At 54.6% G+C, this 15,240-nt stretch carries 14 protein-coding genes and 1 tRNA gene; 11 read left to right on the top strand and 4 right to left on the bottom strand.

Annotated elements, in window-relative coordinates:
- Positions 1–513 precede the first annotated feature (513 nt).
- Positions 514–1,272, top strand: a complete 759-nt coding sequence (gene fabI, locus FHI25_RS04660; protein WP_210515514.1) for an enoyl-ACP reductase FabI — start codon at positions 514–516, stop codon at positions 1,270–1,272.
- A 21-nt stretch (positions 1,273–1,293) separates the two neighbouring features.
- Here fabI and FHI25_RS04665 read toward each other — a convergent pair whose 3' ends face one another.
- The gene (locus tag FHI25_RS04665) at positions 1,294–1,893 is read right to left on the bottom strand and encodes a DUF488 domain-containing protein (protein ID WP_246878899.1); all 600 of its coding nucleotides are present in this window, start codon (positions 1,891–1,893) and stop codon (positions 1,294–1,296) included.
- Positions 1,894–2,045: 152 nt separating this feature from the next.
- A tRNA-Gly gene (locus FHI25_RS04670) sits at positions 2,046–2,120 on the bottom strand.
- A 218-nt stretch (positions 2,121–2,338) separates the two neighbouring features.
- Between FHI25_RS04670 and FHI25_RS04675 the strand changes: the two genes are divergently transcribed.
- The 5 genes from FHI25_RS04675 to FHI25_RS04695 all read left to right on the top strand — a co-directional run bounded on the left by FHI25_RS04675 (position 2,339) and on the right by FHI25_RS04695 (position 5,250).
- Positions 2,339–2,857, top strand: coding sequence for a prolyl-tRNA synthetase associated domain-containing protein (locus FHI25_RS04675; RefSeq protein ID WP_120224025.1), 519 nt, complete (start codon positions 2,339–2,341; stop codon positions 2,855–2,857).
- A gap of 134 nt (positions 2,858–2,991) precedes the next feature.
- Positions 2,992–3,918 carry a thioredoxin gene (gene trxA / locus FHI25_RS04680; protein WP_210515519.1) on the top strand — a complete coding sequence of 309 codons (927 nt, stop codon included), beginning with the start codon at positions 2,992–2,994 and terminating at the stop codon, positions 3,916–3,918.
- A complete protein-coding gene (locus FHI25_RS04685; protein ID WP_064787770.1) occupies positions 3,915–4,607 on the top strand; it encodes an LON peptidase substrate-binding domain-containing protein in 693 nt (230 codons plus the stop codon). Before trxA ends, FHI25_RS04685 begins: the two co-directional genes overlap by 4 nt.
- Positions 4,608–4,654: 47 nt before the next feature.
- Positions 4,655–4,843, top strand: coding sequence for a Trm112 family protein (locus tag FHI25_RS04690; RefSeq protein WP_008888548.1), 189 nt, complete (start codon positions 4,655–4,657; stop codon positions 4,841–4,843).
- Between the two features lie 20 nt (positions 4,844–4,863).
- Positions 4,864–5,250 carry a DUF971 domain-containing protein gene (locus tag FHI25_RS04695; protein ID WP_210515521.1) on the top strand — a complete coding sequence of 129 codons (387 nt, stop codon included), beginning with the start codon at positions 4,864–4,866 and terminating at the stop codon, positions 5,248–5,250.
- 107 nt (positions 5,251–5,357) lie between these two features.
- Here FHI25_RS04695 and FHI25_RS04700 read toward each other — a convergent pair whose 3' ends face one another.
- Positions 5,358–6,023, bottom strand: a complete 666-nt coding sequence (locus tag FHI25_RS04700) for an OmpW family outer membrane protein (protein ID WP_210515523.1) — start codon at positions 6,021–6,023, stop codon at positions 5,358–5,360.
- A 198-nt stretch (positions 6,024–6,221) separates the two neighbouring features.
- Entirely contained in the window at positions 6,222–7,445 is a 1,224-nt protein-coding gene (gene ubiH / locus FHI25_RS04705) for a 2-octaprenyl-6-methoxyphenyl hydroxylase (protein ID WP_210515525.1), read from the bottom strand.
- A 574-nt stretch (positions 7,446–8,019) separates the two neighbouring features.
- On the opposite strand from ubiH, the gene glnK reads away from it, so the two are divergent.
- The 5 genes from glnK to FHI25_RS04730 all read left to right on the top strand — a co-directional run bounded on the left by glnK (position 8,020) and on the right by FHI25_RS04730 (position 15,170).
- Complete coding sequence (gene glnK / locus FHI25_RS04710; RefSeq protein ID WP_008888552.1) at positions 8,020–8,358, top strand: P-II family nitrogen regulator; 339 nt, start codon at positions 8,020–8,022, stop codon at positions 8,356–8,358.
- 23 nt (positions 8,359–8,381) lie between these two features.
- Positions 8,382–9,710 carry an ammonium transporter gene (amt, locus tag FHI25_RS04715; RefSeq protein WP_210515528.1) on the top strand — a complete coding sequence of 443 codons (1,329 nt, stop codon included), beginning with the start codon at positions 8,382–8,384 and terminating at the stop codon, positions 9,708–9,710.
- A gap of 332 nt (positions 9,711–10,042) precedes the next feature.
- Entirely contained in the window at positions 10,043–11,281 is a 1,239-nt protein-coding gene (locus tag FHI25_RS04720; protein WP_210516469.1) for an ammonium transporter, read from the top strand.
- Positions 11,282–11,481: 200 nt separating this feature from the next.
- Positions 11,482–12,672: an aminotransferase class I/II-fold pyridoxal phosphate-dependent enzyme gene (locus FHI25_RS04725; RefSeq protein WP_210515529.1), complete on the top strand. Its 1,191-nt coding sequence runs from the start codon at positions 11,482–11,484 to the stop codon at positions 12,670–12,672.
- Positions 12,673–12,725: 53 nt separating this feature from the next.
- A complete protein-coding gene (locus tag FHI25_RS04730; protein WP_210515531.1) occupies positions 12,726–15,170 on the top strand; it encodes a DNA translocase FtsK in 2,445 nt (814 codons plus the stop codon).
- Positions 15,171–15,240: the final 70 nt, after the last annotated feature.

Consider the following 15,240-nt stretch of genomic DNA (forward strand, 5'->3'; position numbering starts at 1 on the left):
AGCATTTGTGCGGATATTAGGAGCTTTACCGAAGAAAGGCTTGCTGCCTTTCAAGGTGAAACGACGCGATAGCCCGTGCAAATGCTTCCGATCCGAGTGACATCAGGACAACCTGCGACCTGCGTCGTCAACCTCCTTGCCCAGGGAGAACCCTGCGCTGCGGAGCTTTCCTAGCATGCCTTGCTTGTTCTGATGCCATTTCAAACATTTAGTTGGGGTCAGACCCTTTCATTATTTGGGAAAGAAAGCAGGAATTTCCACCATAGACCCACCTGGAAATCCCCTGTGTCCCTTCACGCTTACACATAACGGATCATCTGCCTAAAAACTATGCTTCTGCACAAAAAAAATTCATTTAACCAATAAGCTAGCCTTCGGTTGCCAGATCGTCGGTGGACATGAACTGTCACAGAATTTTGCACTTTTTTGCGGCGCAAAACCCGCTACACTTTGAAATACGCCCCGATTTGAGAATTTCTTCGCACTCGCACATGATCCGGAAGGGACCACAGCATGCTTGAAGGCAAAAAAGGGCTAATCGTCGGAATTGCCAATGAAATGTCCATCGCCTGGGGCTGTGCGCGCGTTTTCAAGCGCGAAGGTGCCGACATCGCGGTGACCTATTTGAACGTCAAGGCCAAACGCTTTGTCGAACCATTGGCCAACCAAATCAATGCCCCGATCTTCGTACCACTTGATGTCTGCAATGAGGCACAGGCAGACGCGCTGTTCGCCGAAATCGAACAGAAGTGGGGAAAACTTGATTTCGTGCTGCATTCGATCGCCTTTGCCCCGGCAGATGACCTGCACGGTCGGGTAACCGATTGTTCACGCGACGGTTTTCTGGCGGCGATGGATATATCGTGCCATTCGTTTGCGAGGCTCGCCAAGCGGGCAGAGCCATTGATGCAGGGTGGCGGTGCGCTTTTGACCGTGACCTATATGGGATCGGAGCGCGTGATTGATCATTACGGCGTCATGGGGCCGGTCAAGGCAGCCCTTGAAAGCACGACTCGCTATATGGCGGCCGAACTGGGCCCGAAAGGCATTCGCTGCCATGCAATTTCACCCGGGCCGCTTTTAACCCGCGCGGCTTCGGGGATTGCCGAATTTCAACACCTGATGGACCATGCCACCGACCGCGCGCCGTCCCGTCGCCTGGTGACAATTGATGAAATTGGCGAATTGGCCGCGTTTTTGGCCAGTGACCGGGCAAAATCATTGACCGGAGATGTGGTGCATATTGATGGTGGCTACAACATCATGGGCTGAGCCAAGGGTTAGCATCGCTGGCTAGCGTCGCTTGATCGCGTCCTCGGCATTGGGGGCGACGCGCTTGATCTGGCGCGCCAATGCCAGTTTGGCTTCGGCATCCGGGTCGGGTGCGGCGGCAGCAAACAGATCGGGGACATCCCCGCCGTTGATTGCGATCATGTGGGCATCGGTTTCCGCCTGACTTTCGACCCGGCCATCGACCAGATGGCAAAGATCAAACCCGGCATCTTTCAGGGCTGGCGCAATCAGAAGCGTGCGATGACAGTCCAGCGGGTCCTTCTCGGCACACATCAGGCAGATGCGATATTTTTCCGCCCCCGAAACCAGCCGCTCTATCCCCGATTTGAAATCAGGCCGATCTGCCATCAGGCCATAATCAAGTTGTCCATCAGGGTAAAGTTCCGGAACTTGCGGTTTTCCGCCCATCACATCGCCCATGAACACATAGGCAATACCGTTTTCCCGAAGGAACGGCCCGAAGCTGTCAGAGTCGAATGCTGTCCAATAGCTTGATCGCTTGAAGGTCCGAATATCGGCGACCGCCGTGATGCCGTGGGCCTTGAAAAGCGTAAGCAGGCTTTCACGGTCATGGCCCGCATAGCCGACTGTGTAAATCATGCGCCCTGATGACGTGGATTTTGTATTATTCGGATCAGACATCGAATAAGCACACGACAATTTGCACTTGCTTGCAAGCGCGAAACAGTCGACAGCCTTGGCCCAAATGCAAAAAGACCGCCCCGAAGGACGGCCTTTTAAAACTTTCATCATGGAGCGGGCGAAGAGATTCGAACTCTCGACCCTAACCTTGGCAAGGTTATGCTCTACCCCTGAGCTACGCCCGCGTTCATCAGATTGTTTCTGCCCCTGTGGAGCGGCGCGGATAATAGCCCAACAAAGAGCGATTGCAACCCTTTTTTCTTTGAAATCGCGACATCAGGAATTTTGGCGGTTTTCCTTGACTTTAAGCGTCCCAATTGTCGAAATCCGACCCGATTTATGCAAATTTGCGTCCGGTTTTGAACTTGGTTATCTTTTGGCGCACAGCCACAAGGGAAAGAGCATGAGTGATCCATCAACCCCGCTTTTCGATCATCTGGCCAAATTGGGTATCGAAACGAAAACACATGAACACGAACCGTTGTTTACGGTTGAGGATTCGCAGGCACTGCGTGGCGACCTGCCGGGGCTTCATTCCAAGAACCTGTTTGTCAAAGACAAGAAGGGCGCATTGTGGCTGGTCGTTGCCGAAGAAGAGACCGAAATCCGCATGAACCACCTGCACAAGCGGCTGGGATGCGCGCGCCTGTCGTTTGGCAAGCCGGAGCTTCTGATCGAAACGCTTGGCATAAAACCGGGGTCTGTCACCCCATTTGCGTTGCTCAATGATCGGGACCGCAAGGTCAACCTAGCCCTTGATGCCAAGCTTGCCAACGGGGATCTGTTGAACTTTCACCCCTTGCGAAATGACCGCACCACGACAATTTCCTCGGCAGACCTGTTAACCTTCATCGGCTCACTTGGCTATGAGGCGATGATCATTGATTTTGATGCCGAACCCGCCGCGGCCGATGATAAATGAACCACGGACATCTGAGGTAAGCCCTTAAATCTTCTTATATTCAAGTATAAGTCACACGCAATATCACATGGCTGCCTCTTGTCGTCCGGGCATGGCGGTATCATCTAGAATTCAGAATTAGCGAGTGAACAATAATGTCGATCATTCTTGATGCGAATGCGCCGGATGGCGCCACCACACATAATCAGGATTCTGACCTGATCAAGGACAGCAGTGTTGAAACCTTCGTCCAGGACGTTATCGAACCGTCGATGGAAGTGCCGGTGGTTGTCGACTTCTGGGCGCCATGGTGCGGTCCGTGCAAAAGCCTGACGCCGGTGATCGAAAAAGTCACCCGTGAGGCTGGCGGGCGCGTGAAACTGGTGAAGGTCAATATCGACGAGAACCAGGAACTGGCGATGCAGCTTCGCATTCAGTCGGTACCGACGGTTTACGCATTCAAGGGCGGTCGCCCGGTCGATGGTTTTCAGGGCGCGCAGCCCGAAAGCGAAGTGCGCGCGTTTTATGAAAAACTCGCTGGTGGTCCGATTGAAAGCCCGATCGAGGGACTGCTTGAACAGGCAAGTGCTGCACTTGCCGAGGAAAACTTTGAAGCAGCCCATGGTCTTTATGTCAGCGTGCTTGAGCGCGAACAGGACAACGAAACCGCAATTGGCGGCATGATCCGCTGCATGGTGGGCATGGATGAAGTTGAAGAAGCCCGCCACTTCGTTGACAACATGTCCGATGTTGATCGCCTGAAGGCACCTATTGCAGCCGCGATCAGCGCGCTTGAACTGGCCGAGACCGGGGTTTCGGGTGAAGACCTTGAAGCCGCGCGCGCCAAGGCAGAAGCCAACCCGAACGACCCGCAGGCGTTGTATGATTACGGCATGGCCTGTTTTGCCAAGAACAAGCGTGAAGAAGCGGTCAACGCCATGATCACCATCATTCGCACCAACCGCGAATGGAACGAAGATGCAGGACGCACCCAGCTCCTGAAGTTTTTTGAAGCCTGGGGTCCGATGGACCCTGCCAGCGTCGCCGGACGCCGTGCATTATCGACGGTATTGTTCTCATGAGCATATGCGGCCCCTTTGATCCTGAACTTTCGGACCTTCCGGAAACCATGCCGGTATTCCCGCTAAGCGGTGCACTTTTGCTGCCGCGCGGGCATTTGCCGCTCAATATCTTTGAGCCGCGCTACATGAATATGATCACGGATGCGCTTGGACAGGACCGGATGATCGGGATGATTCAACCCCGACCGGATCAGCGTAACGCCTATTTCATGGACCCGGATCGCCCGGAGATCTTTTCGACAGGATGTGCGGGCCGCATTACCGCCTTTAGCGAAACGGACGATGGACGTTTTCTGATCACCCTGACGGGCGTCTGCCGATTTACCGTGATCGAGGAGTTGCCCGAAAATTCCGGCGGATATCGCCGGGTGCGTGGTGATTTCGCGCCGTGGAAGAAGGATCTGACCACACCCAAGGAAGACGATACGCCGATCAATCGTGATCGCCTGCGCATGGCGCTTGACGCCTATTTCGCGCAACATTCGCTGCAATCATGCTGGGACACACTGGCAGATAGCGATGATGAAATGCTGATCACCACCATTTCCATGGGCTGCCGCCTCAGTCCGCTTGAAAAACAGGCTTTGCTCGAATGCACAACGCTGTATGATCGCGGCGATATGCTAACGTCGTTGCTTGAAATGGCAGTCCATGCCGATCCCAAGCACGCACACAGCAATGCCAACTGAACATACTTGCCGCCGCACGCGGCAAATCCAACCCGAAGGCTGAATTGATGACCGCGACCCATAGCCCGGTAGACCCGAAACTTCTTGAAATCCTTGTCTGTCCGGTGACCAAACAGGCGTTGGAATATGATCGTGAAAATAACGAACTGATCAGCCCGAAGGCCGGTCTTGCCTATCCGATCCGCGACGGCATTCCGATCATGCTGCCCGACGAAGCTCGTGCCATCGAAGACTAAGGCAAAGGTTGCCTGCCACCATGCCCAGCGACGGTTTTACGCCTGCTTTCACCCCGGTTGAAATCAACTATCTGCGTGATGAGCGCATTTTGGAAATCATCTGGGATGACGGTGTTCAAACACGCCTTGGCGCCGAGTTGCTTCGGGTGGAAAGCCCGTCCGCCGAAGTTCAAGGCCATCATCCGTCAGAAAAGAAGATCATCGCCGGCCGCCGGCATGTCGGCATCATCGATATTGTGCCGGTCGGGAACTATGCCGTGCGCATTACCTTCGACGACTTGCATGATAGCGGCCTGTTTAGCTGGCAATATCTGCGCGAATTGCACGACAATCAGGACAAGCTCTGGAACGACTATCTCGCCGCACTCAAGGCCCGCAGCCTGTCACGCGACCCTGCCAAACGCTGACGCGCCCCCTTCTTCCTAAAAGTCCCAAAACAAAACGGCCCTGCCAAAGACAGGACCGTTTTTAGTGTCTTGCTGTCCGGGGAAGTTATCCTCGGATGTACGTTTTATTAGAAGCGATAGCCAATACCGACACCGAACAACCACGGATCGAGGTCTGCATCAGCTTTGTGAGTGTTGCCGCCTACATTCGTTGTGATATCGGTATTCAGGAAGATTTTCTTGACGTCGACGTTCAACGACCAAGGACCCGAAATCGCATAGTCGAAGCCAGCTTGGAACGCATAACCAAAGCCATCATCATAGCTGATCGACTGCGCATCGCCTCGTTTTTCGTCGTAGAAGAAGGTGTAGTTTATGCCAGCACCGACGTAAGGACTCCAACGGCTATCGGACATAAAGTGATACTGCAGGGTCAGGGTCGGCGGCAGCAGACGGACACTGCCCAAGTTAACATCTGCAGAACCGGTGTTCCAGCTAACATCATGCTTGGATGTGCCTGCAATCAGTTCAAGCGCGATGTTGTCGGTCACGAAGTAAGAGAAATCCAGTTCTGGAATGACATCGTTATCAACTTTACCTTCACCAGACAGAGTCCCGCTCTTGACGTCTTCATCAGGAACGACACCAAGCACACGGCCACGAATCAGGAAGTCGCCAGCCTGTTTGGTTTTGAATTCGGCGGTCTGCGCGGAAGCCGGATTGGCAGCAACAAACGAAGCGGCCATCATGCCACCCAACAATGCGGCACCAAGGAGTTTGGATTTGAATGACATTATCTGTCCCCTGTTAGTTTGATCAACTCGACGGGGACATTGCGCCTTTCTGTTTGCTGACTTGTTGACACAAATCAACACTCACCCACAAAAAACGACATGTTTTTGAATGCTTTTAAATGACCTTTGACCACCTATAGGGATTTTTCGACCGGAAGATCTGGCTATAGTTCCCGGTTGCGGCAAAAGGCGATCCGGTTACAGCGGCTTGCCCTGCATCAGTTTTGGCAAGGTACCGGCATAGCCCATCGCATGCGACATGAAGGTCTTTTTTAGGGGCGGGATTTTCTCGACAATCGCCAATCCGATATCACGCGCCCAGCGGATTGGCGCAATATCGTTCGAGAACAGGCGCGTGGTGATATCGGTTACCGCCAGCATCACCGTGTTGTCGAAACGGCGCCATTGTTCATATTCTGCCAGCACATCGGCACTGCCGATATCACGACCAAGACGACGGGCATTGACCAGAATTTCTGCCAGAACCGCAACATCGCGGATCCCCATATTCAGCCCCTGACCGGCAATCGGGTGCATGCCGTGCGCCGCATCACCAATCAGCGCCAAGCGATCCTGCGTATAGTGATAGGCGTGCTGTAGCCCAAGTGGATAGCAGAAGCGTGGCCCGATAACTTCAAGATCACCAAGATAGCCATCAAACCGGCGATGCAATTCATCAAGGAAGGTCTGATCATCAAGATTGACCAGATAATTGGCCTGATCCGTGCCCTCGGTCCAGACAATCGAGCAACGGTTATCGGTCATCGGCAGGATTGCAAACGGCCCGGCTGGCAGGAAATGCTCGACCGCCAGCCCATTGTGGGGCTGCTGGTGCTTTACGGTGCAAACCACCGCACTTTGCTTATAGCTCCAGTTATAGGTCTTGATGCCGGCCCATTCACGCAACATTGATTTGCGCCCTTCGGCCCCGATGGCAAGTGGTGCGCGCACGACTTGCCCGCCGGCCAGCGTAATGGTCATGGCACCCTGATCACGTGCAATCGTTTCGACCTTGGCCGGTGCAATCATTTTGACCAGATCGTTTTTTTCGATGGCACGATACAGCGCACTGCGCGTGACAAGGTTTTCGACGATATAGCCAAGCGGCTCGTTACCGACATCATGATGGTCGTAATGCAGGAAAAGCGGACTTTGGCCATCGGCAATGCGGATATCAAGGATCGGCTCCGCGCCACCAGCCATGTTTTCCCAGGCACCGATCACTTCCAAAACCGATTTGGAGGCGGCGGCAATCGCACAGGTACGGCCATCGTAATTGGCCGTCAGAATGGTTTTGGGGTCTGCATAATCAATCACCACCGACTTGATGCCGCCATGGGCCAGCGCCAAGGCCATAGAGGCACCGTTCAAGCCGCCCCCAAAAATAATGACATCGGTTTGAAGTGGCTGTTGATCATGCATATCGCAATTTCCTGTGTCGTTTGGCCTTGACCAGTGATGCCGGTTTACAGTGCAGCTTGGCATCCTGCGTTGACCTGACGCAATAGGGCGTCGTGAAAGCGTTGCTTGCACATCTTTACCCTGCCAGATACGCAGCCACAACCCGCACCGATCATCGACGCGCAGTTATCACACCTTTGCCAGCACAACATCGGCGCAAAACCATCTTTGACGGCCGTGAATGCACCATTGCCACCTGCCAAGGCATATCACCCCTTGGTTGCGACAAGGCCCGCGGAACAAGAATGCGATTTGCCACAGAGCCTTGAGCTGTAAGCGCTTTTCAATTGCGCGACAGGTTGATTAAAAAATATGCACATTTTTTGAACATCCCCAGATTTTGTGCATATTTTAATCCGGCCATGACAGAACGAAGTCGTAATTCCGTCAGATCAATTCATCATTTTATGCAACAAAAACAGTTGTTTATGATTTTTATTCTGAGTCTGGCACGATTCTTGGTTTGGAGACTGCGACTGCGAAATCGTGATTACCACGTTGGTACTCAACGGATATGCCGGGAGGTCGCATTATTATGAAACTTGTTACTGCTGTCATTAAGCCGTTCAAACTGGACGAAGTCCGTGAAGCGCTTAGCGCACTGGGCGTCCAGGGTTTGACGGTCACCGAAGTAAAAGGTTTTGGTCGCCAGAAAGGTCAGACCGAAATTTATCGTGGTGCTGAATACATGGTCAGCTTCCTGCCGAAAGTGAAGCTGGAAGTCGCCATCACGGATAATCTGGTTGATCAGGTTGTCGAAGCCATCACCAAAACTGCTCAAACCGGGAAAATCGGGGACGGTAAGATTTTCGTTCTTGATGTGAATCAGGCGGTTCGTATCCGTACTGGTGAAACCGGCGACGACGCCCTGTAAGTCCAGAGACAAGGGGAGACATTATGACTATTTCCATGAAGAAAACCGGCCTTGCTGCGGCTGCAGCTACCGCCCTTCTGGCAATCGCTTCTCCGGCTTTTGCTCAGGACGCAGGCGTTCCGGCAGAAACCCAGTTCATTCTCAACAGCTTTAGCTTCCTGTTCAGTGGCGCAATCGTCATGTTCATGGCGGCTGGCTTTGCTATGCTTGAGAGCGGCCTGGTTCGTACCAAAAACGTTACCACCATCCTGCTTAAGAACATTTCGCTCTTCGCAATCGCAGGCATCATGTACTACCTCATCGGTTACAACCTGATGTACATGGATGTATCTGGCTGGATCGGCTCGCTGAGCCTGTGGAGTGCAGATGACTCCGCTGCCCTTGGAGGCGACTTCTCTGGCGGTTATTCCGCAACGTCCGACTGGTTCTTCCAGATGGTCTTCGTTGCAACCGCAGCTTCGATCGTATCGGGTACTGTTGCCGAGCGTATCAAACTGTGGCCGTTCCTGATCTTCGTCGTTGTTCTGACTGGCGTTCTGTATCCGATCACCGGTGCATGGACCTGGGGCGGCGGCTGGCTGTCGGAAATGGGCTTCTCTGACTTTGCCGGTTCCACCATTGTTCACTCGGTCGGCGGCTGGGCTGCTCTGACCGGTGCGATCATCCTTGGTGCACGTAAAGGCAAGTACGGCGCAGATGGTTCCGTTCACCCGATGCCGGGTTCGAACCTTCCGCTTGCAACGCTTGGTACCTTCGTCCTGTGGCTCGGCTGGTTCGGCTTCAACGGTGGTTCCCAGCTTGCTATGGGTACCGGCGCTGACGTCATCGCCATTGCCAACATCTATGGCAACACCACCATGGCTGCTGCCGGCGGTGTGGTTGCAGCAATGATCCTGACCCAGATCCTTTACAAAAAGGTCGACCTTACCATGGCACTTAACGGTGCACTGGCTGGTCTGGTTTCGATCACGGCTGCTCCGGACACCCCGACCATTGGCTCGGCGATCATCATCGGTGCCATCGGTGGTATCCTGGTTGTTGTTGCAGTTCCGCTGCTAGACAAACTGAAAATCGACGACGTTGTCGGTGCTGTTTCGGTTCACCTTGTTTGCGGTATCTGGGGCACGCTTGCTGTTCCGTTCACCAATGACGGTGCTTCCTTCGGTACGCAGATCACCGGTATCGTTGCAATGGGTGCCTTCACCATCGTTGCTTCGTCGATCGTCTGGCTGGCTCTGAAATTCACTGTTGGTATTCGCCTCTCCGAGGAAGAAGAGGCCAACGGTGCAGATGCTACCGAGCTTGGCATGGAAGCTTATCCGGAATTCGGTAAGGGTTCCCAGCGCTTCTAAGCAAGACTTACTGGCAGGTGCCGTGTTCGTACGACACCTGGTCGATCAGATCAAAAGCCCGTCCGGGGAAACCCGGGCGGGCTTTTTTTTGTTCCATGCTGCCTTTTTGGGCAGCGTTTTGATCACTTGGAAGGCAAAGACGTTTTTCACCGCCATAAGCGGACAACACTCCACGGCACTCAAATACCGAGCATCAGCCTTGGCATTTTACGCTTTGCTGCCCGATTTCGCGGCATTGGCACGAAAATTGATCTTGGCTGCCCCGAACCAGAGTCCGGCTGCCCCGACAAGACCGGACCGAGAGGAAACGCTATTTGAAAAGGGGACGCCTTATGGGGGCCTTCCAGACTGCCTCGGACGTATTTTTCGTCCTGATGGGCGCTATTATGGTGCTCGCAATGCATGCCGGTTTTGCCTTTCTTGAAGTCGGCACGGTTCGCAAAAAGAACCAGGTTAACGCACTGGTTAAGATCATTGTTGATTTCGCTGTTTCGACCATTGCCTATTTCTTCGTCGGCTACAGCATCGCATATGGCGTTGATTTCTTTACCAATGCTGGCGTTCTGAGCGGTCAGATCACCCCCGAAAACAGCCCAGCCTTTGCTGATAGCGGCTATGATCTGGTCAAATTCTTCTTCCTTTTGACGTTCGCAGCAGCGATCCCCGCCATCATCTCTGGCGGCATTGCAGAGCGCGCGCGTTTCTATCCGCAGCTATTCGCCACCGCCATTTTGGTGGGTGTTTGCTATCCCCTGTTTGAAGGCATGGTCTGGAATAACAATTTCGGTTTTCAGGACATGATCGAAGCCACTTTTGGCGCACCGTTTCATGATTTCGCCGGTTCCATCGTTGTTCATGCGGTTGGCGGCTGGATCGCACTTGGCGCTGTGATCAATCTCGGCGTTCGTCGCGGTCGATATACCAAAACCGGCGGCCTCGTCGGTATTCCGCCATCAAACATTCCCTTCCTGGCGTTGGGGTCCTGGGTCCTTTGTGTTGGCTGGTTTGGCTTTAACGTCATGTCGGCACAATCGATAAGCGGCATAACCGGACTGGTTGCGGTTAACTCGCTGATGGCGATGGTCGGCGGCATTCTGACGGCATTGATTGCCGGTCGAAACGATCCCGGTTTTGTCCATAACGGCGCACTTGCCGGACTTGTTGCCGTTTGCGCCGGGTCAGATGTCATGCATCCGTTGGGGGCACTTGTGACCGGCGGTCTTGCCGGTGCCCTCTTTGTCTGGGGCTTCAATCAGTGTCAGGCAAAATGGAAAATTGACGATGTTCTCGGCGTTTGGCCGTTGCACGGGATGTGCGGCCTTCTGGGCGGAATTGCCTGTGGCATCTTTGGCCTTGAGCCCCTTGGCGGCATGGGCGGTGTTTCGTTCAGCGCACAGCTGGCAGGATCGCTGATTGGTGTCGTTTTTGCGACCGTGGTCGGCTTTGTTGTCTATGGCGCCCTAAAAGCCACCATTGGCATCCGTCTGTCCGAAGAAGCCGAGTTTGATGGTGCGGATATCTCGATCCACAACATCGGCGCATATCCCGAGGACGATCTCCGCGCGAGCTAGGCTGCGCGACCCGCAACAGAGTTAATACTCTTTAAAGCCCGGAAAGCGCATCTTTCCGGGCTTTTTGCGTTGGCTTACCCGTGCTCTTAAATGTTTCTTTGCACTTTTGGCATAGGGGTAAAGTCAGGGGATTTTACCCATCTTCCGAATAACGGGACCGCGAACGGCGGACCACAGATCATGCTGGATTGACGACGACCATGTTTAACGCGCGCCTGGATCAATTGCCTGCCTATCCGTTTCCGCGATTGGCAACCCTGCTTGACGGGATCGAACCCGGTCAGCCGCCGCTTGTTATGTCGATCGGCGAGCCACAGCACGAACCGCCCGCCATGATCACCGAGGCAATGGTCAAACATGCCAGCCTTTGGCACAAATACCCGCCCGGTGCCGGTACGCCTGAATTGCGCGACGCCATCAAAAGCTGGCTTGATCGGCGCTATAACCTGCCCAAAGACATGATCGACCGTGATGATCACGTCCTGCCGGTCGCAGGCACGCGCGAGGCACTTTATCTGATTGCCACCACCGTCATTCCACAGGATCAACCGGGGCCCAAACCCAAGGTCTTGCTGCCCAACCCGTTCTATCAGGTCTATTGCGGGGCGGCGGTGCTGAATGACGCGGAAATGGTGCCGCTGGCGGCAGAGCCGGAAAACGGTTTCCTGCCCGACCTTGATCAGATTGATGCCAAGGATCTTGATGCCTGCGCGCTGTTCTTCCTGTGCTCGCCCGCCAACCCGCAAGGGGCGATTGCATCGCGTGCGTACCTCGAACAGATCATTTCACTGGCCCGCAAGCATGACTTCGTGCTGGCCATGGATGAGTGCTATGCCGATATCTATGACAGCACCGCACCGACCGGCGCGCTTGAAATCTGTGCCGCACAGGGTGGAAACATGGACAATATCCTTGTCTTCCACAGTCTTTCGAAACGATCCAGTGCGCCGGGTTTGCGTTCAGGCTTCGTTGCCGGTGATGCAAAAATCGTCACACGCTTTACCGCACTGCGCAGCTATTGCTCGGCCACCATTCCGATGCCGGTCATGGCCGCATCCACCGCACTTTGGAACGATGATGCCCATGCGGAGGCCAACCGGGATATCTATCGCGCCAAAATCGACATCGCCGAGGAAGTCTTTGGCAACCGGTTTGGCTTCTATCGCCCGCCCGGCGGATTTTTCCTGTGGCTTGATGTCGGCGATGATGAGGCTGCCACCCGGAAAATCTGGAAAGAATCCGGAGTTAAGGTCATTCCGGGCAGTTACCTTTCATTGACCGACGCCAATGGCAACAATCCGGGCAAACGGTTCATCCGCATTGCTCTTGTGCATGATCTTGAAACCACGCGGGAAGGACTGACCCGCATCGCGAAGGCATTGGAAAGCTAAACCGATACTTCGCCCGACCAGAACAGCAGGACTTAACCAGAACGGATACCCAGATGAGCAGCCAGTCAAACACTCTTGGAACCGCTTTCATGCCCGGCAGTCTCGTGACACTGCTCAAGCGCAGTGGCTTGCGGTTTTGCGGCCTTGGGCTGGTATTGCTGGCCATGGCCCTGTTCATCATGCTGATCGGTTTTCATCCCGGCGACCCATCATTTAACCACGCAACCGACCGCACGACGGTTTTTAATCCGTTGGGGATTGTCGGGGCCTATGGCGCGGATTTGATGCTGCGTACCCTTGGTCTGGCATCCGCACTGATTACCGTTTTGCTTGTCGCCTGGGGCCTGCGCCTGATTGCGGTCAAACCGTTCCGCTGGATGTGGGCACGTTTCCTTGTCTTGCCGCTGGCACTGCTTCTTGTCGCTGTTTCGGCAGCTGCCATTCAGCCGGGCATGCATTGGCCTCTGACGGTTGGACTGGGTGGTTTTGCCGGTGATTTGCTGCTGGGCAAGCTTCAGGCCGGTTTTGCGATGATTGGGGTTCCCGGCGCACGGGCGCTGATCGCATTGGCATCCATGATGCTTGGTCTGGCACTGACGATCTTTTGCATGGCCTATTCGCTGTCTGAATGGGGACGGTTGGGCACGGCCCTGTCCTTTGCAGGCGGCAAGGTGATTGCGGGCATTCGTGCCATTATCCCGACCGGCAGCAACGATGAGCCGCTTGCCAAGCGTGCCCCGGGTTCGCGTCAGGAACCGTCGATGGACAAAGGCAAGTCCAAGCTTGGCACGGCCATTTCAACCCGGAAGTCCGAGCCGGATGTCGACCCGGACGATTATGACGGGTTTGACGACGATGACGATCACGAACCGCCGGTTCATATTGTCGCCGCCCCGGCCGCAAAGCTGCAACCCAGCCAGAAGGCCGCAGCGCAGCGTCAGGCATCGTTTGATCTGGGCTCGGATGAGTATCGTTTCCCGCCGCTTGATCTGCTTGGTGAACCAGATCCGGCCGATGCCAACCAGATCGATCAGGAAGCCTTGGCGCAGAATGCCCGTTTGCTTGAAACCGTTCTTCAGGACTTTGGCGTTAAGGGCGAGATCGTGCAGGTCCGGCCCGGCCCGGTTGTCACCCTTTATGAGCTCGAGCCCGCCGCAGGTGTTAAATCATCGCGGGTGATTGGTCTGGCAGATGATATTGCGCGTTCCATGAGTGCGATTGCCGCCCGTGTTGCCGTGGTGCCCGGACGCAACGTCATCGGGATTGAATTGCCGAATGTGCGCCGTGAAACCGTTCATCTGCATGAAATTCTGGCATCGAGTGACTTTGAAAAGAACACAGGCAAGCTCAATATGAGCCTTGGCAAGGATATCGGCGGCACGCCGGTCATTGCCGATCTGTCGAAAATGCCGCACTTGCTGATTGCCGGTACCACCGGTTCGGGTAAATCGGTGGGTGTCAACGCGATGATCCTGTCGTTGCTGTATCGCCTGAAGCCTGAAGAATGCCGCTTTATCATGATCGACCCCAAGATGCTCGAACTGTCGATCTATGATGGTATTCCGCACCTGCTGACGCCTGTTGTGACAGACCCGCACAAGGCGGTTGTTGCCCTTAAATGGGCCGTGCGCGAGATGGAAGACCGTTATCGCGCCATGAGCCAGGTCGGTGTGCGTAACATTGCGGGCTATAACAAACGCATCAAGGAAGCGGCCGCCAAGGGCGAACAACTGACACGACGTGTCCAGACCGGCTTTGATCCGGAAACCGGCAAACCGATCTTTGAAGATCAGGAACTGCCGATGGAGCCGCTGCCATTTATCGTCATCATCGTTGACGAGATGGCCGATTTGATGCTGGTTGCCGGCAAGGATGTTGAAGCATCCATCCAGCGTCTGGCGCAGATGGCCCGTGCGGCGGGTCTGCACCTGATCATGGCGACGCAGCGTCCGTCAGTCGACGTGATCACCGGCACGATCAAGGCCAACTTCCCGACGCGTATTTCCTATTCTGTGACCTCGAAAATCGACTCGCGCACCATTCTGGGTGAAATGGGCGCCGAGCAGCTTCTGGGTCAGGGGGATATGCTTTACATGGGTCAGGGCGGCCGTTTGCAACGTGTCCACGGCCCGTTTGTTTCCGACGAAGAAGTCGAAAGCATCGTCAAGCATCTGCGCGATCAGGGCGACCCGGCCTATCTTGAAACCGTTACCGAAGAACCCGAAGAAGACCCGGTTGCGGCCTACATGGCCGGTGGCAATGCCGGGGCTGGCGGCGGTGGATCGGATGATGATCTTTATAATCAGGCGGTTGGCATTGTCCTGCGTGAAAAGAAGGCATCGACCAGCTTCATCCAGCGCAAGCTTTCAATCGGCTATAACCGTGCAGCCCGCATTATCGAGCAGATGGAAGAAAACGGCGTCGTTTCCGCCGCCAACCATGTCGGCAAACGTGAAGTGCTGATGGAAAATATGGACGGTACGCCCTACGAGTATTGATCTGAGCAGACTCGAATAGACGCTGCATACAAGCTGAATTCATAGAAGACCCTCACCTGTTTGGTGGGGT

This window comes from Thalassospira sp. ER-Se-21-Dark, from assembly GCF_017922435.1.
In the GTDB taxonomy this organism is placed as follows: domain Bacteria; phylum Pseudomonadota; class Alphaproteobacteria; order Rhodospirillales; family Thalassospiraceae; genus Thalassospira.